The sequence below is a fragment of the Myxococcus sp. CA005 genome, assembly GCF_006518205.1.
In the GTDB taxonomy this organism is placed as follows: domain Bacteria; phylum Myxococcota; class Myxococcia; order Myxococcales; family Myxococcaceae; genus Myxococcus; species Myxococcus xanthus.
On the sequence record NZ_SRLV01000040.1, the window covers coordinates 25,311 to 42,975 of the forward strand.

Consider the following 17,665-nt stretch of genomic DNA (forward strand, 5'->3'; position numbering starts at 1 on the left):
AGTTCGAGGCTCCCACCACGGCGTCAGAAGACGTCGGGACGCGGAAGGACTTGCGCGGGATAGACGAGCACGTGTCCCCCTTCGCCGAAGAAGGCCGGGTCGTGGCTGGAATTCACCTGGGTGGGACCACTCACCGTGGCGATGGACTGCCCCATGGAGACCAGCGGCGCATTGCATCGCTGAGCGAACGCTGGAGCGTGCCTGGGGCAGGTCGCCCCTGCCATGTAAGGCTCAGAACATGGCGCGGGCGGGCCACCGCAGGTTGGGCAAGGCGGGCCCATGGGGAATTCCTTGCTACATTTCAGACACCAGTTGAAGCCAAGCGGAGGAGGCGCTGGGGGATAGGGATGTGCGAGGCAGGGCATGGTATTGGTACAGCCGACCACCCCACACTGCCACCTTTGCCAAGGGTAGCCGCACAGATGCCGCGCCTCGGTCGGACCGTGAGTCGGGCAGTCCCCGGGCGCGCTCCGCATCTTGTTACAGCCGACACACCACCGCAGTTCCTTGTCATGGGTGCAAAAGCCCGGCGCGGTCGCGTGCATGGCCGGATGGTCATCGCAGGAGTAAGCGCCATCCGTTACGCGAGCCACCGATGCGCACCGCTGACCATCGACGTTGAACACCAGGCCGGGCCGCGGGCCCCCAATCAAGGTGCACAGCTTCCCACGACCAATGGACATACCGAACGACGGGATGAGCTGGACCTGTACCCGAGGGTCGCCAGCCACGGCGCCAGGAGCCTGCGGCCCGAAGGGGGGAACGGGGCTGTTCCCCCCGTGATAGAAAAGGTCCAGCCGGTTCATGGCGTGGTCCAGGCAGACTTCCAGGCCCAGGGTGACGCCATCCACCGTGACCACTGAGCCGCCTCCGTCGCCCGACAGGTTGATTTCCGACCCGACGCGGTTCGGCCGGTTCAACCAGGTGGCTCCCAGCCCCACCCGGTTGGGGCTCGCCGCCGGTACGTCCGTGGAGCCTTCCGTGGGAAGCGCCAGCCTGTCCGTGGCGCCATGGATCTCGATACGCCGGCCCAAGCCCGTCGCGTCGAACCAGGCATTGGCATTGTGGGAGTTGGGTCCCACGAAATCGATGGCGGAGACGTACTCCTTGTAGACGGCGGCCCCTTTCAACCCCTGGCTGAGCAGTGGTGCTGGCCAGCCCTTCTGGACCATGACGACGTTGAAGACTTCCGTCGACCTGGGCTCGACGAGCTCCGCCGACCCGCTGGCGAAGCCCACCTTCTTGTTCGCAAGCGTGAGGCGGTATCGGCCCGCCCCCAGCGGCACACACCCTTTGATGTCGTCCTCTTCAGACCCCGTGCGCAGCTTCCACGGCGCAGCAGGCGCGGCGCCCGATGACGGAATGAAGATGCGAGAGCACACCCTGGAGTTGACCACGACCTCCGTGCAGGCCCCCGTCTGGTCAACGGTGTCAATCCAAGCCACGGGTTCGGACAAAACGATAGGGCCTGGAGCAAGGCCGCTCTTGCCGTCCACGGTGAGCTGGTACTCGCCGGGCGTGAGCGTCGTCGCGACGGCATTGAGTGCGTAGTTCTTCCCACGCTCACGCACCTTCCAGGTCGTGTCGGGAGGGCGCGAAAGCCTGACCTTGAGGACGTCATCCACGCCGGACGTATCGGCCTCGAGGAGGACCGAGTGGACCTCCCCCTCCCCACCATGCGTGAGCGGCGTCCCGGTGGGTGCCCCCGTCACCGCATCCAACTCCTCGTGCGGGAGATAGCCGATGGCGCTGCCAACCACGAAGAGCCAGTCTGCATACTCCAGCTTGTCCGTCTCCTGCCGGAGCTGCCGCGTGACGTCCCAGAGCTTCTCGACCGGATATCCACCGTCCTTTCCTCGGAAGTAGAACTCTGGCGCCATGAACAACTTGAGGACATTCTCCTCGGGACGTATGTGGCCATCCGCCGCCGCGAGCCGAATGGCATCCTTCATCACATCGCAGCGCGTCTGGATGTCGACGTCCGGGTCCGCGTCGCCCAGGTAGTCGATTCCGGGGCCAGGCACGCGAGGCTTCGTCCCCGGCTTGACGTTGAAGGCAATGAACTGCACCTGCGCATAGTCGAAGGCACGGACCTGGGTGGGCATCACGGCCAGCGCGAGGCCCTGCGGTTCGTCTTCGTCACTGTGCGCCTGGAGCTGCACCCGGTAGGGCAACTGGTCGCGGCGAATCGCGGCCTTGTCCCACGTCTTCCGCGCATCCTTCAGGAACTCGTAGCGTTTCCGGGTCCGGAGCTGCTGCTCGTCCAGGGGCGCGAAGAACACCACGTTGTCGTCCTTGTCCCAGACGACGAGTTGCCCCCGCTTGAGCTTGCCGTGGTCGCCTTGCAGCTCCCACGAGACACTCAGCGTGTCCTCGTCGAGCTCGGGGTCCGCGCCCTTGACGGGCTTCCAGCGTGGAGCGAACGGCGTCAGGAGGATTTTCGCCGCGTTGTCCCGGTCATCCTTGTAGTACCGCACCAGCACGTCATAGGGCGCGCAGCCGTGGTGGATGAAGGTCCCCGTGCCCTCCCGCTTCAGCACGCCCTGCGTGGCCTCGCTCTCCCCTTTCCAGTCCGGGAGCTGCTGGGCCACAGCGGGCGGCCGCCTGTCAGCGACCTCGTAGCATTTGCGCCGGCGAAACAAGTGCATGGAGCCCCCCTCCGTAGCATCCGTGTCGCAGGCCACCTGCCCGCCCTGAGGCGAAAGCGAGTGATACCCGTGGGCGTGGACCTCGAAGTCCACCTTGTCGGCACTGGAGGCGACACCTTCCAGCATGTACTCCGTTTCGCAGGTGCCGGAGGAAGGCAGGAACCACCGGGTGAGCTTGCGGATGGACACCGCCGGAGCAGGAAACCGTCGCCGCACCTGCACGGTGTGCGACGTGTCCAGGGCGAGCGGTGCGGCGGGCTTCCACGGCTCGGGTTTGTGAATGAAAGGCTTCGGTCCCAGCGCGGGGTCGAGCAGCGACGCGAGCGGGTCCGTCTCCGGACTGGCGCAACCCACGAGTTCGATCAGCGCGCGGTTGATTTCCGCCGGGACGAGGGTGCCCCAGTTGTAGAGGGCCACGTCGTTCAACCGGCCGGTGAGACCGTTCGTGTCGAGCAACTCACCCAGTGTCTGCCGGTGCGTCACATCAATCTTGTTGGAGTCCGACCGGCGGGCGAAGACAGGAGGCATGGACGCCCTCCGTTACGGGTTCAAGGCCATGAACTCGAAGACTTCGGGGGCGCCGTCGTCCTCGAGTTCGAGTGCGTCGAGCGTCAACGCGGTCTGAGGTCCATTCACCAGGGGAATGTCCTCACTGACGCCCTGGTCGAGCACCCACTCCTTTGGCGAGGCACTCGGCGGCCATTGGACGGTGACGTGCGGCCGGTCGATGGGCGCCATCGTCCCGTCGGGCTGCTGGAGCTGGACGGCGAGCTTGAGCTGTCCCAGTTGCTGGACCTGGTAGTGGAAGCGAAACCGGCCCGCGGGGATGTTCAGCACAGGTGCGGCGTCCAGCAACTGGCCCGTGGCGGAATAGAGCTGGAACTTGCCGCCTCCCGCGAAGCGCAGGGCGAGCGGATAGGGCCCGGGCACCAGCGGCTCCCCGCTCCATCCCGCCAGGCCCGAGGTCCCCGTGGCCTGTGCCAGGGGATGGGCATCCCCCAGCGTGAGTTCCACGCCGCTGACACCCGCGGCATCGTGCTTCCATTGAAGCAGGAACTCGGGGCGCGCCCCCACTTCGACAGGGACCAGGCACACCGGGCAGGTGTTCAAGATCACCGGCTGCTCCCGGGCCCCTGGATTCAGGAGCAGGTCGTCCACCGCCGAGAGGCCATCCACCGTGACGGTGTAGGTCCCCGCATCCAAGGGCAGGAACCGAGCCACGCCATCGCCTTGCGTCGCGGCCGTCATGTCATTCACGGCGTAGCGCAGGACGCGGCCCTTGGGCTGCATGGCCTTGTTGCGGTGCGGATCGTACACGGGGGAATGAGCCGTATGGCACGTCCCGACAGCGACACCTGGACCTGCCCCAGCATCTCCTGGGTGTCTGTCCGATAGACGAGCACCAACAACCCCGTCCGGTGCTGGACACAGGGAAGCGTCGAAGTCCCCACGACGGTCGACGCGGTCTTCTCCGCGGCCTTCAGGGCGGCGGCGAGATTCATCCTTCCCCCTGGCGCGCCTGAGCCAGCTCCAAACGCGCATAGATGAGATTGAGCTTCTCGGAAGCCGGCCGCTGAGCTTCCGTGAGCAGGTCTCCCATCCAGCGGGTGGCTGGCGCCTTCTCGAACCCGGGCCCGAATTCGATGAACAAGAAGACGTACAACGTCACCTCCCGGGCGTCCGTGATGCCGTGACGCTCGGCATGGGCGATGCCATCCTCCACCGCGCCGCGCAGGGCCCTCGCATCCTGGAGTCGCACGTCTCCGGGAAACACCGAGGGCAGGCTTTGGAGCGTCTCCGCGAAATAGAAGCAATTAAAGAAAAATCAATACTCTTGGAATGCCACTTCCAGCCTGCCTTGCTGGAGGGCTTCGCGCCGGGACTACAGTGCGCGGCCATGACAACCCGATTCCACCTGCGGTCCCTCTCCATAGGCCTGGTACTGTTCCTGGCGGGCCCCGCAGGCAGCGTCTCCGCCGCACCGAAGGTGACCATCAGCGACATCCAGGCCCAGGTCTACGACCGGCAGCAGGGCGCCGTCGTCGCGATGGATGCGGCTTCCGACCCCTACGGGATGAACGTGGACGCCTTCATCGTCGTGAAAATCCAAGGGACCTATGAGGGTGACGCGCCGCTGAAGCTGAAGCTGCTGGTCAGCGCGCCCAAGGAGTCCTCCGAAGCGGCGGGTGACCGGCCTGCCTGGAAGGTGACTCAGACGCGCGACCTGGCGGTGCTCACGGAGAATGGCGTCACGCAGGTGCCCTTCATCCTCCCGTACCACTGCGCCTCCACGGTCAAGGTGACGGCCACGCTGACGGGCGGCGGACTCAAGGCCAGCAAGACGCTCGACACATCCTTCCCCTGCGCCGAGTAGCCCGTATGCTCGGGGCGTGAGGTGGATGCGTCAGGCAGGACAAGCGTGGGGCCCGGGGCCCTGGAGGATGGCACTCGCCAGTTCCTCCCGGTGGCAACCGAAGGAGCCTTCACGAGCGAGGCAGCGCCACCGAAGCGTCTTGGCCCTGGCGCGTGTCTCCCGCGCCTTCGAGTTTCCCCGCACGATTCTGCACGTCGCGAAGTCCGCCAGTGGTCCCATCATCGTCAGTGAAGACGACGAGGGCCGCCGCTACCTCCAGTTCGGGTGGATTGGCGCCTTCCAGAGCGCGATGTGGCCGGGCTTCCCTCTGCGCCTGGAGCTGGACTACACGCGAGCGGTGGTGGCGACGCTGGCCTTCGTGCCCGAGCCCTCGCGCCTGCTCGTCGTGGGACTGGGAGGTGGCACCATTCCCACCTTCCTCCGCGCGGTGCTCCCGCATGCGCACATCGACGCGGTGGAAATCCAGCCCCAGGTGCTGGACATGGCCCGGCGCTACTTCGACTTCCGCGAGGACGAGGCCCTGCACGCCCATCTCGCGGACGGGCGGCGTTTCATCGAATCACCCGGGGCGCCGTATGACGTCATCATCCTGGATGCCTACGGCACGCGAAGCATCCCGCCGGCGCTGGCGACGCAGGAGTTCCTGCGGGCCACGCAGGCCAGGCTGACGCCGGACGGGGTGGTGGTGGGCAACGTGCTCCGGAAGTCAGGCCGGCCCGGCTCACTGATGGACCCGCTGTGGCAGGCCAGCTTCCCGCAACTCTACGCCTTCGACGTGCAGGCGTCGGACAACCGCATCCTCGTGGGGCTGCCCCATGCGCGCAGGCTCCTCCGTGCGAGATTGCTGGCACGCGCCGGGCAGCTCGCGCGCAAATGGGGCGTGCCCTTCAACCTCCGCGCACGGGTGGCCCGCCGCGTGAGCGGCAGCCGCGGCCCTGCGAACAGCCACGGCTGACGCGCAGGTGTCGACTGACGTCGAAGACGCCAGCGCCCCAGCGATTTCCACATCCAACGACGCGCGCACCGTGCCGTGGAAGACAGAGTCCGCCAGCCCATCGTGCGGGGGCTCAATCGTCACCAGCAGGCCAGTAAAGCCGAAGCCGAGCGCAAGCACTACTCAAGAACAACATATCCAGAATTAACTGCATATTGCGCACTCCTGACAAACTGTGCAGATTCGAACTGTGGGGCTTGAAGCCAAACAAACCCACAGTTGGTCCTCAAATCAAAACCATGAGCGCAGCGGCCTCCAGCACGCCCCGAACGTGAGAACATCCATGAATAGGAAACCTGACGTCTACACACTCATCCTGACATCCTGGGCCGCCCTGGCCGTCGGATGTGGCACGCCCAGCGAGCCTCCCACCTCCACGGCGTCCACGGAGGCTGGCTTCACAGCCCAGGTTGAGGAGGCGAACGAAGTCTCCGAGGACGTATCCACAGAAGGGCTCGACACCGCGTTGTCCAGCTCAGCCACGGTCCTGGGGCGCTTCTCGCGCTACTGCGGCAAGGTCAACAGCCACCAGTCTCCTGGGGGCACCTGGACGGCGGACCCCGACTGCACCTCGGGTTGCAACATCGGCGGCCTCGCCTACTGCCAGAAGTTCTGGCCGGGCTCCACCGCCATCCGTCAGGTCGCCGTCTCCTCGAAGCCCAACAACGCCTGGCGGACGGCTGGCTGTGGCGTCATCGTCGACGACTACGACGGCACCGACGAGTTCGAATGTACCGTCGAGCCCTACTGCGGCGACGGCATCTGTCACACCGACAATGGCGAATCGCCGTCGACCTGCGCCGCCGACTGCGGCACGTGCGGAGACAACGTCTGCAACAACGGTGAGAACTACATCGTGTGCTCGGAAGACTGCGGCCCTTCGAGCGCCTGCGGGGACGGTGCCTGCAACAACGGCGAGACGCACGCCACGTGCGCCGCGGACTGCGTGGCCCCCGCCCTGGTAACGACTCCAGACTTCCCGACTGGCGTGCTCCAGTTCGCGACGGAAGAGGCCTTCAACTCGCTCTACCATGCCCTCGAGGCCACGCCCGCGGCCGCGTCTTCGCTGCCCAACGGGTTCAACCACCTCAAGGGCCACCTGAGCCAGTTCCCCATCAACGAAACCACCTATGAAGTCGACCGGGCCGAGTATCTGCGCGACCTGAAGTTCCACATCATCCCGGACGAGGGTCTCCAGTATCTCGTCAACCCGGACATGCAGGTGCTCGCAGGTGGCAAGCTCTATCAGTTCACGGATATCGGTCTGTTCCAGGTCGACCTCAACAACCTGGCCTGGTTCAAGACATGGCTCGCGGCGAACCAGGAGCGCATCGACTTCGATCCAAACTTCAAGACAGTCCCGGGGGAGGTCGACCTCGGCGACGGGCGCTACCAGGTGAGCACCGGCGTCGTTCGCATCGACATGCTCAAGGAGAAGATGGCGGGCAGCGACACCACCCCGGACCCTACTGAAACGGTCCTGGGGCGCTTCTCGCGCTACTGCGGCAAGGTCAACAGCCACCAGTCTCCAGGGGGCACCTGGACGGCGGACCCCGACTGCACCTCGGGCTGCAACATCGGCGGCCTCTCCTACTGCCAGAAGTTCTGGCCGGGCTCCACCGCCATCCGCCAGGTCGCCGTCTCCTCGAAGCCCAACAACGCCTGGCGGACGGCCGGCTGTGGCTTCATCGTCGACGACTACGACGGCACCGACGAGTTCGAATGCGTGGCCAACTCCCCCTTCGCCACCGCGGTGGCGCAGGAGCAGCTCAAGGGCGAATCAGGTGGCGACAAGTGCAACCCGCCGCTGCCCGCCTATCAATTGCTGACGGTGGGAAGCGGGTTCAACAAGGAAGGCACCGCGCAGTTCGGTGACCGGCGCTTCATCTTCAAGACGAAGAAGCTCAACCTCTTTCTGTTCCGCTCCATCTCCATCAAGGGGAAGCTCCAGCGCAGGAAGAAGGCGCTCTTCGTGAAGTACTGGGGCCCGTCGTATGCGGATGAAATCGTTGTCGGCATCGACAACATGGACCTGCATACCAGCTACATCTTCCCCACGCCGCACACCTACAACACGCTCGCCAAGCCGAACTTCACGAAGATCGTCAAGTTCAAGCTAGGCAACTGGCTGTTCGACGCGATGAACATCGACGTCAACATCAACGCCCTCCGCTTCAACCTCACTCAGGCGCAGATCAACTCCTTTGTGAACAACCAGCTCAACCAATTCATCGGAGGCCAACTCAACAACGTGTGGGCTGGCATCGAACGAGGAATCATCAACGCAATCGACCCGACCTACATCAGCCGGTACGCGGAATACACCAAGAAGGTCAACTCACTGAAAGAGCAGAACCGGTTCCGCATCACGCTCGGAAAGGCCGAGAAGCACCGGGGCTACAGCCACAAGAACAGTTGGACCTTCGACTGGAACGTGGCGGTCGGCCAGAGCACGTACTCGTACGACATGAAGGCCGGCAGCTTCCTGGGCCGCGCCAGGGTCGGCTGCAGTTGGCACGGAATCCGGATCGTGCGGCAGTAATGCGTTGAAAGCGGCCCCCTGCCCCGTACGGACAGGGGGCGGCACCACCGTGCCGTCGGGCAGCCTACGGGTCCGCACCGTCGTACGCGCGCTGCAAGCCCTGGATGTCGAGCTTCACCATGCCCAGCATGGCTTCCATCACCCGGCGCGCCTTCTCCGGGTCCTTGTCATTCAGCATCTTCCCCAGCACGGACGGGATGATTTGCCAGGACAGGCCGAAGCGGTCCTTGAGCCAGCCACACTGCTGCGTCTGGCCTCCTCCCTCCAGGAGCTTCGACCACAGCTCATCCACCTCTTCCTGCGTCTGACAGTCCACGAACAGGGAGATGGCCTCGGTGAACTTGTAGTGAGGCCCTCCGTTCAGCGCCATGAACTGCTGTCCATGGAGCTGGAACGTGCCAGAGACGACCGGCGCCGTGTCCGAGTCCCCGGCGCGGTTGAGGCTCAGAATCTTCGCGTCCTTCTTGAAGACGGACACGTAGAACTTCATGGCTTCTTCCGCGTTGCCGTCGAACCACAGGAAGGGCGTGATCTTCTGCATGGTGCGTTCTCCTCTGTTCAGGATGCGCCCGGCGTCAGGCGCGCTTGGATTGCTTGGAAGTACGTGCGCATCTGGCGCAGGTTCTCGATGACCATTTCGGGCCGCTGCCGCGTCTTGCCCACCAGCATCGAGCCCTGCCACGTGCTGTAGAGCATCCAGGCCACGGCGTCGGGGTCGAAGCCCACGCGTGGCGGATGCAGCCGCTTCGCCTCCGTGAGCAGCGCCGACCCAGGCCTCCATGTGGCCTTCACCCGCCTGACGCACGGTGGCGCTGGACAGCGCCAGTTCCTGGGAAAGCAGGCCCACCCTACAGGTGAGCATCCCGCCGTGCTGTATTGAATCCACCCCCACCCCGTCAAGCGACAGGGGGAACGGAAGCTTCCAGCGCCGTGAGCCTGGAGACGCACAGAATGCACAACTGAGACACGGTCGACGTTGCCCATCCGACCCTGCAGCGGATAATCCGCTGAAAATGACTCACAGCGTCGGGTTCACGGCTCGAGCCGTCCCGCCGCTCCTTTCAAACCGGAGTTCCTGGATGCAGTCACATCGCGCGGTCTGGAGCAGGCGCCTGATACTCGTGGGGAGCGTCATCCTCCTGTCATGCGGGAAGGAGGGATTGACGCCTCCGAGTGACGACGCGCTGGCCGCCGCACGAGGCCAGGCCCTGCCCCAGTGGAAACAAGCCCCTTCCGCCACCACCGCCCTGGCGCTGGCACTGGCCTACTTCCCCGACCTTGAAACGGGTCCGGCCCCTTCGGCGCCCTCGGCCCGGCTGCTCGATGCGCAGCTCAGGAATGACGGAGGGCTGACGCTGACCACGCGTGGACTGACCTTCCAGGTCCAGCCGGCGGCCTCCACCCCGGGCACGCTCCACCGCGAGCGCTTCGCCGCGTTCCAGGGCGAGCGGCACCTCTGGTGGCCCGCGGGAAGCACGCAGACCACCGAACAGGGCTGGCGCACCTCGCGGGTCGAGGAGGCGTGGATCCTGGACGCGGTACCGGAGACGCGCGGCGACAAGCCGTCGCACCGCGCCGAGTACACCGTCACGTTGCCGGCCTCCGTCCGGCACATCCAGGACACGGGCGACTACCTCCAGTTCCTGGATGAAAGCGCGCGCCCCGTGCTCCGCTTCCATCCCGCCGTGGTGCGAGACGCCAACGGTCACTCGCGCGCGGGCAGCACGCGGCTCGCGGGTGGACGCATGAATCCGCGCACCCAGGTGTTCGACGTGGACGGCGCGCAGGTCCGCATCACGACCGAGGTCTCGCTCGCCGGACTCACCGCGCCGCTCGTCGTCGACCCAGGCTGGTCCTCCACCGCCGCCATGGCGGAAGCCCGCGCTCAGCACACCGGCCTCCTGCTCGGCACCGGCCAGTTGCTGGTCGTCGGTGGCGTCAACCGCCTGGGCTTCGTGGCTTCGTCCGAACGCTACGACCCCGAAACCGACACATGGAGCGCGGCGGCCGCCGCCGGGATTTCAGGCAACGTCACCCTTTCCGCGCGCCTCTCCGACGGGCGTGCGCTCGTGCTGGCGGACGGCTCCACGTCGGGGCGCATCTACGACCCCGCGACGGACACCTGGTCGGCCACGGGCCCCATGGCCGCGCCCCGCCCCCTGGCCACCCTCACGCGGCTCGGCTCCGGTCAATTCCTCATCGCGGGCGGCAGCAATCTCGCGACCGCCGAACTGTATGACCCCGCGAGCAACACGTTCCTCCCCACCGGAAGCCTCCTGAGCGTCCGTCGCGCCCACACCGCCACGCTGCTGCGGAGCGGGCAGGTGCTCGCGGTGAGCGGCTTCAACAACGTGAACGACGAAGTCCCGGGCGCCGACCTCTACGACCCGGTGGCGGGAACATGGACCGCCGCCGCGCCGCCCCTGGTCCCAAGGCACTACGCCACCGCCACCCTGCTCCCCGATGGCCGCGTGCTGCTCGTGGGCGGATTCACCTCGGGCGGTATCGTCACCACGCATGCCGAGCTCTATGACCCGACGGCCAACACCTGGACGGCCACCGGCGGCCTGAATTTCGCGCGCAACGGCCACACCGCCACGCTGCTGCCCGACGGTCGGGTGCTCGTCGTGGGCGGCTCCAACGCCGCGCGAGATGCCCAACCGGCATCCGAACTCTACGACCCCGCCACCGGCACGTGGACCCTCGCGGGCTCCATGGCGACTGGCCGGGAGAACAGCACCACGACCCTGCTCCCCTCCGGCAAGGTCCTCACCGCCGGAGGCTTCCACTCCAATCCGTCAACCACGTTCTACGCGGACACGGAGGTCTATGACCCTGGCGTCCAGGGCTGGGCCGCGGCGGGAACCCTGGGCGGTCCTCGCATTGACCCGCTGATGGCGCTGCTGCCCACGAACCGCGTCCTCGTGGCGGGTGGCCGTGACGGAGCGGGCACCGCGCTGGCGTCCGCCTCGCTGTATGACCGGACGACGAACGCCTGGTCCGCGACCGCGGGCCTCTCCACCGCGCGAGCCGATGCCACGGCGACGACGCTGGCCTCGGGCGAGCTGCTCGTCGTGGGTGGCACGAACGCAGGCGGCACGCTGAACTCGGCAGAGCGCTATTCGCCGACCACGAACACCTGGAGCCCCGCGGCGTCACTCACCCGCGCGAGACACCTGCACACCGCGACGCGCCTGCCGGATGGCCGGGTGCTCGTCGTCGGTGGCCAGGACGGCGCGGACGTGCTCGCCTCCGCGGAGCTGTACGACCCGGGCACCCAGGCGTGGACCACCGTGGCGTCCGCGGCCGGGGCGCGCACCGCGCACGCCGCCGCCCTGCTGCCGGATGGACGGGTGCTCATCGCGGGAGGACGTGACGCGGGTGGAGCAGCCCTCGCGTCGGCGGAGGTGTACGACGCCACCACCAACACCTGGGCGCCCGTCGCCGGCCTCGCCCAGGGACGTGAGCGCTTCACGCTGACGCTGCTGCCCGCCGGAGAGCTCCTGGCGGCGGGCGGCGCCGCGGGAGGCGTGGCGCTCGCCACCACGGAGCGGTACTCGGCCGCCGCGAACACCTGGACGCCGGACAGCCCGCTGACGCAAGCGCGCTGGCGTCACACCGCCACCCTGATGCCGTCCGGTACGCTCCTGGTCGCCGGAGGCCTGAGCGCGCCAGACACCTACGTGGCCTCGGCCGAAACCTACGGCGCCCCCTCGCGGACCTGGACACCGGTCATCGCGCCCGACGTGCGGGGTGGGGCCGTCGCCGTTGCCTTGCCCACGGGCGAGGTCCTGCTCGCGGGAGGCACGGCCGCCACCACGGCCGAGCGCTACGAGGACGTCCTCGCGCCTCCCGCCTGGCGTCCGGTCGTCTCCGCGCCGGAGACGCTCTACCAGACCTGCCCCACCGTCATCGAAGGCCAGGGCTTCCGGGGCATCTCGGGCGCGTCCAGCGGCAGCTACCTGGACTCGCCAACGGACTTCCCCCTGGTGCGCCTGCGCGCCGCCGAGGGCGGGCGGCTCTGGACGCTTCCCGCCACGGACATGTCCACCACGCGCGCGACGGTGCGGGTGCCCGCGGAGGCGCCGCCGGGCCCGTATGCCCTGTCCGTCTTCGCCAACGCCATTCCGGGTGGACGCATGGTGACGGTGCGCGCCAACACCGCGCCCACCGCGGACGCCGTGCGCATCGCCACGATGACCGGCGTCCCGCAGGACATCACGCTCACCGCGACCGATCCGGACGCGGACCAGACGTTGACGTGGACCATCGTCACGCCTCCCCAGCATGGAACACTGAGCGGCACGCCGCCGAACCTCCGGTACACGCCCAACCCGGGTTACGTGGGCGCCGACAGCTTCACCTACCGAGTCAGTGACTGCGGCCTGGACAGCAACGAGCCCTCGGTGGACATCGAGGTGGAGGCCACCCAACCCCTGGCCATCACCTGCCCCGAGGACACCACCATCGAGGCAACAGGGCCTGACGGCGCTCCAGGCAACTGGCCCCCCGCCACCGTGACGCCCGGAGCGGGCGGACCCGCCACGCTCACCTATTCACCGGCGGAGGGCAGCACGCTGCCGCTGGGGACCACGACCGTCACCGCCACCGCGGAGGACGCATCCGGCACGCAAGTCACATGCACCTTCCAGGTCGAGGTGCGGGATACCACCCCGCCCGCGCTGACGTGCCCCGCCGACATCCGGACGACCTCCGATGATGCGTCGGGCACGACGGTGACCTTCGAGCTGCCCGAGGCCACGGACGGCGTCTCGACGCCCTCCGTCACGTCCTCGCCGGCATCGGGGAGCACCTTCCGGCACGGCAACAACACCGTCACTGTCACCGCTACGGACGCCGCGGGAAATGAAGCCCGCTGCACGTTCCAGGTCACGGTCCAGGCAACGGTCATCTCCATCGCCGGAGGCGGCTGCCAGGCCTCTGGCGGTGGCGCTGCCTCGTCGCTGGCCATCCTGGTGGTTCTGGCATCGTGGAGCGGACTGCGTCGCCGCTCGCGTCACGCCTCGCACTGACCCATGCGTCACCCTCTTTCGCGAATGGACTTCACCTTGCGTACACAGGCTCGGAGCTGGGCGCTGGCCGCGCTCATCTCCTCAATCGCGCCCAATGCCCTGGCACAAAGCACCACGGGCGCGGTCGTCCCCATCGACCTGGAGCGGCTTCGCTTCACCCCCGCCGCAACGGACTCGATGCTCGTGGACACAGGCCACGTGCTCCCCCAGGGCGCCTACCGGCTGATGCTCATGGCCGGGTATGAGCGCGGCATCCTCCTGCTCAAGGGCAGTGATGGCCAGGAGCGCTCCATCCTCGACTACCGCGTCTCCGGCTGGCTCGCGGGCGCCTGGTCTCCCACCGACCGGCTGGAGCTGTCCGCGCGGCTGCCCGTCATCATCCACCAGGGCGGCAATGGCGCGGACACGCTGGTCGGCGTCTCCGCGCCGGACGCCTTCGGCCTCGGGACCCCGGAGCTGGGCGCCCGCTACGCGCTGCTGCGGCGCGAGGACGGCGCCCCCGTCTTCCTCAGCCTGGGCCTGGACGTGGGCACGCCCGGCGGCACCGCGGATGCCTTTGGCCGGCAACAGGGCTGGGCGGGCCTCCAGGTCGCGCCCCGGGTCGCGGTGAGCCGGGAGCTGGGCCCCGTCGTGCTCGGCGCCAGCGCGGGCGTGCGCATCCGCTCCACGGAGAACGAGCCCGGGCGCGACTACGGCACCGAGCTGGAGCAAGGCATCGTCGTGTCCACGCGCGGCAAGGGCCTGCGCGGCGAAATCGCGCTGCAAGCCGCGGAGTCGCTGGTGGAGCCGGACTTCGCGCTGGAGCTGCTGGGCGGCGTGCGGCTGCCCGTGGGCGGCGGCTTCGAGGCCTTCGCCATCGCCGGACATGGCTTCACGGACATCCCGGGCACGCCGTCCATCCGCGCGGCCGCGGGCATCGCCTGGGCCCATCAGCCGCCCGCACGGGAGGACGTGTGCCGGAGCGGCCGGAGCCACACGCCGGAACAGTGCCCCGCGCTGGATGACGACGGCGACACGGTTCCCAACGGGCAAGACCGCTGCCCGCTCGAAGCCGGCCCGCCAGAGAACGACGGCTGCCCGGACACCGACGCGGATGGCGACGGCGTCGTGGACCGCGAGGACGCATGCCCGAACGAGGCCGGTGTCGCCGCCCACCGTGGCTGCCCCGAACCCAAGCAGGAGCCCACGCCGCCGCCGCCCGCTCCCGAGCCCGCGCCCCAGGCGCCCGCTCCCGAGCTCGCGCCCCAGGCGCCCACCACCGAAGCGCCGACGCGGCTGCCGACCGAGCACCACGTTCAGTTCCCGGTGGGTCAGTCGACGCTCTCCGACTCGGAGCGTCGGAACCTGGACGCCATCGCGGACTACCTGAAGGCCAACCCGGGCGTGTCGCTGCGCATCGAAGGACACACGGACAACACCGGCCCCGAGGAGCTCAATCGCACACTGAGCCAGGACCGCGCAGACGCAGTGCGGCAATATCTCATCCAGCAAGGAATTGAGAGTTCGCGGCTGACTGCGAAGGGCTACGGCCCCGCCCAACCCATTGCGTCCAATGATACGCCCGAGGGACGGAGCGCCAACCGCCGCGTGGAGTTCGTCACCAGTACTACTGGTGAATGAAAACACGACTTATCGCGGGAGCAATACGGCGCACGGATGGAGCTAAATCCGTGCGCCAGCAGGCAAATCGCGACTTCTCCAGAGAATCTTTTATGCAAGAAACACTTGGATAAGTGTTCAGCGCCTAACTATAACGCCCCCCTGAGTTCAACGAGGGGCGTCCATGAGTACGGCGAAAAACAAGCAGCCATTCGAACTGCCAGACTTCTACGTTCCCTGGCCGGCGCGCTTGAATCCGAACCTCGAAGGCGCCCGGGTGCATTCGAAGGCCTGGGCACGCGAGCTGGGAATCATTGGCCGCCCGAAGGATGGCAGCGCTCCGGAAATCTGGAGCGAGGCGAAGTTCGATGCCATGGACTACGCCCTGCTCTGCGCCTACACGCATCCGGAGGCGCCGGGCCCGGAGCTGGACCTCGTCACCGACTGGTACGTCTGGGTCTTCTACTTCGATGACCACTTCCTGGAGCTCTACAAGCGCCCCCAGGACCAGGTCGGCGCGAAGGCCTACCTGGACCGTCTGCCATTGTTCATGCCGGTCGACCCGGCGGCCACGCCTCCGCCGCCGACCAACCCGGTAGAGGCCGGGCTGCTGGATTTGTGGAACCGGACCGTCCCCAGCCGCTCCATGGCATGGCGGCGCCGGTTCTTCGAGAGCACCAAGCACCTGCTGGACGAGTCGAGCTGGGAGCTGTCCAACATCAGCGACCGCCGCGTCTCCAACCCCATCGAATACATCGAGATGCGCCGCAAGGTCGGCGGTGCGCCCTGGTCCGCGAACCTGGTGGAGCACGCCGTCTTCGCCGAAGTCCCGGACCGGGTCGCGGCCAGCCGCCCGATGCGGGTGCTGAAGGACACGTTCTCCGACGCGGTCCACCTGCGCAACGACCTGTTCTCCTACGAGCGGGAGATTCTGGAGGAAGGCGAGCTCTCCAACGGCGTCCTGGTGATGGAGAAGTTCCTGAACATCTCCCCGCCCAGCGCCGCGCACCTCGTCAACGAGGTCCTCACCTCGCGCCTCCAGCAGTTCGAGAACACCGTCCTGACGGAGCTGCCGTCCCTGTTCGTCGAGTTCGGCCTGAACCCGGTGGAGCAGGCCCAGGTGCTCACCTACGTCCGGGGGCTCCAGGACTGGCAGTCCGGCGGCCACGAGTGGCACATGCGCTCCAGCCGCTACATGAACAAGGGCTCCGGCGGCGCGGGCGGCTTCTTCCTGGGCCCCAACGGCCTGGGCACCTCCGCGGCGCGGCTGCCACAGTCGCCCACGGCCCTGGGGCTCACCCGCCTCAAGAACTTCTCCCATGTGCCGTACCAGCCCGTGGGCCCGGTGAAGCTGCCGAAGTTCTACATGCCGTATTCCACGAAGCCGAGCCCCCACCTGGACGCCGCGCGGCGCGACTCCAAGGCGTGGGCGCGGCGCATGGGCATGCTGGACGTGCTCCCCGGAGTCCCCGGCGGCTACATCTGGGACGACCACAAGTTCGACGTGGCGGACGTGGCGCTCTGCGGCGCGTTGATTCATCCCCACGCCACCGCCGCGCAGCTCAACCTGTCCTCCTGCTGGCTCGTCTGGGGCACCTACGCGGACGACTACTTCCCGGCCTTCTACGGTCACACCAAGGACATGGCCGGCGCCAAGGTGTTCAACGCCCGGCTGGCGCTGTTCGTGCCGGAGGACGCCGGCGCGGTGGTTCCGCCCCCCACCAACCCGGTGGAGCGCGGGCTGGCGGACCTGTGGGCCCGCACCACCGAAGGCGTGACGCCCGCCTCACGGAGCCTGTTCCGCAAGGCCATCCTGGACATGACGGAGAGCTGGGTGTGGGAGCTGGCCAACCAAATCCAGAACCGCATCCCGGACCCCATCGACTACGTGGAGATGCGGCGCCAGACGTTCGGCTCGGACCTCACCATGAGCCTGTCCCGCCTGGCCCATGGCGACGCGCTGCCGCCCGAGGTCTTCCACACCCGTCCCATCCGCAGCCTGGAGAACTCCGCGGCGGATTACGCCTGCCTCATCAACGACGTCTTCTCCTACCAGAAGGAGATTGAGTTCGAAGGTGAGCTCAACAACGGCGTGTTGGTCGTCCAGCGCTTCCTTGACCTGGACCCGGCGCGGGCCGTCTCCGTCGTCAACGACTTGATGACCGCGCGGATGCAGCAGTTCGAATACATCATCGCCAACGAGCTGGAGCCGCTGGCGCGCAACTTCAACCTGGACGGCAAGGCCCAGGACAAGCTGAAGCAGTACGTCCAGAAGCTGCAGTGGTGGATGAGCGGTGTGCTCATCTGGCACCAGACGGTGGACCGCTACAAGGAGTTCGAGCTGCGCGCGTCCCGCAAGCTGGCGCCGCGGCTCTCGTCGGGCCCCACCGGCCTGGGTACCTCCGCCGCACGCATCACCTCCCTGTTCGCCAACCTGCGCTCCGGCGCCTGATCTTCCATCTCACTCGAAAGGCC

General features: G+C 67.4%; 11 protein-coding genes. 6 read left to right on the top strand and 5 right to left on the bottom strand.

Annotated features, from left to right (window positions below; all coding sequences use genetic code 11):
* Positions 1 to 23: 23 nt before the first annotated feature.
* The 3 genes from FMQ63_RS18990 to FMQ63_RS19000 form a co-directional block, all read right to left on the bottom strand.
* On the bottom strand, positions 24 to 3,176 hold the full coding sequence (locus FMQ63_RS18990) for a hypothetical protein (protein WP_011556179.1): 3,153 nt from the start codon (positions 3,174 to 3,176) through the stop codon (positions 24 to 26).
* Between the two features lie 12 nt (positions 3,177 to 3,188).
* Entirely contained in the window at positions 3,189 to 3,965 is a 777-nt protein-coding gene (locus FMQ63_RS18995; RefSeq protein ID WP_011556180.1) for a hypothetical protein, read from the bottom strand.
* Positions 3,966 to 4,146: 181 nt separating this feature from the next.
* Positions 4,147 to 4,407 carry a hypothetical protein gene (locus FMQ63_RS19000; RefSeq protein ID WP_225909525.1) on the bottom strand — a complete coding sequence of 87 codons (261 nt, stop codon included), beginning with the start codon at positions 4,405 to 4,407 and terminating at the stop codon, positions 4,147 to 4,149.
* A 138-nt stretch (positions 4,408 to 4,545) separates the two neighbouring features.
* On the opposite strand from FMQ63_RS19000, the gene FMQ63_RS19005 reads away from it, so the two are divergent.
* From FMQ63_RS19005 to FMQ63_RS19015, 3 genes are all read left to right on the top strand, one after another.
* Entirely contained in the window at positions 4,546 to 5,022 is a 477-nt protein-coding gene (locus FMQ63_RS19005; RefSeq protein WP_225909526.1) for a hypothetical protein, read from the top strand.
* Between the two features lie 139 nt (positions 5,023 to 5,161).
* Positions 5,162 to 5,977: a spermidine synthase gene (locus FMQ63_RS19010; protein ID WP_225909527.1), complete on the top strand. Its 816-nt coding sequence runs from the start codon at positions 5,162 to 5,164 to the stop codon at positions 5,975 to 5,977.
* 322 nt (positions 5,978 to 6,299) lie between these two features.
* Positions 6,300 to 8,558 carry a hypothetical protein gene (locus FMQ63_RS19015; RefSeq protein ID WP_020478523.1) on the top strand — a complete coding sequence of 753 codons (2,259 nt, stop codon included), beginning with the start codon at positions 6,300 to 6,302 and terminating at the stop codon, positions 8,556 to 8,558.
* A gap of 64 nt (positions 8,559 to 8,622) precedes the next feature.
* Here the strand turns inward: FMQ63_RS19015 and FMQ63_RS19020 are convergent, their stop codons facing one another.
* Positions 8,623 to 9,099 (bottom strand): VOC family protein, encoded by a 477-nt coding sequence (locus FMQ63_RS19020; protein WP_011556185.1) that lies wholly within the window; start codon positions 9,097 to 9,099, stop codon positions 8,623 to 8,625.
* A 17-nt stretch (positions 9,100 to 9,116) separates the two neighbouring features.
* Positions 9,117 to 9,284 (bottom strand): hypothetical protein, encoded by a 168-nt coding sequence (locus FMQ63_RS19025; RefSeq protein ID WP_228556450.1) that lies wholly within the window; start codon positions 9,282 to 9,284, stop codon positions 9,117 to 9,119.
* Positions 9,285 to 9,718: 434 nt separating this feature from the next.
* Here FMQ63_RS19025 and FMQ63_RS19030 point away from each other — a divergent pair, with 434 nt between their 5' ends.
* The 3 genes from FMQ63_RS19030 to FMQ63_RS19040 all read left to right on the top strand — a co-directional run bounded on the left by FMQ63_RS19030 (position 9,719) and on the right by FMQ63_RS19040 (position 17,642).
* A complete protein-coding gene (locus tag FMQ63_RS19030; protein WP_020478525.1) occupies positions 9,719 to 13,591 on the top strand; it encodes a kelch repeat-containing protein in 3,873 nt (1,290 codons plus the stop codon).
* A 3-nt stretch (positions 13,592 to 13,594) separates the two neighbouring features.
* On the top strand, positions 13,595 to 15,211 hold the full coding sequence (locus FMQ63_RS19035) for an OmpA family protein (protein ID WP_011556188.1): 1,617 nt from the start codon (positions 13,595 to 13,597) through the stop codon (positions 15,209 to 15,211).
* A gap of 163 nt (positions 15,212 to 15,374) precedes the next feature.
* Entirely contained in the window at positions 15,375 to 17,642 is a 2,268-nt protein-coding gene (locus FMQ63_RS19040) for a family 2 encapsulin nanocompartment cargo protein terpene cyclase (protein ID WP_011556189.1), read from the top strand.
* Positions 17,643 to 17,665 lie beyond the last annotated feature (23 nt).

Bases quoted from the DNA above. Each gene is read 5' to 3' on its own strand.
- FMQ63_RS18990 (WP_011556179.1), bottom strand. From the start codon at position 3,176: ATGCCTCCTGTCTTCGCCCGCCGGTCGGACTCCAACAAGATTGATGTG.
- FMQ63_RS19005 (WP_225909526.1), top strand. From the start codon at position 4,546: ATGACAACCCGATTCCACCTGCGGTCCCTCTCCATAGGCCTGGTACTG.
- FMQ63_RS19015 (WP_020478523.1), top strand. From the start codon at position 6,300: ATGAATAGGAAACCTGACGTCTACACACTCATCCTGACATCCTGGGCC.
- FMQ63_RS19020 (WP_011556185.1), bottom strand. From the start codon at position 9,099: ATGCAGAAGATCACGCCCTTCCTGTGGTTCGACGGCAACGCGGAAGAA.
- FMQ63_RS19035 (WP_011556188.1), top strand. From the start codon at position 13,595: ATGCGTCACCCTCTTTCGCGAATGGACTTCACCTTGCGTACACAGGCT.
- FMQ63_RS19040 (WP_011556189.1), top strand. From the start codon at position 15,375: ATGAGTACGGCGAAAAACAAGCAGCCATTCGAACTGCCAGACTTCTAC.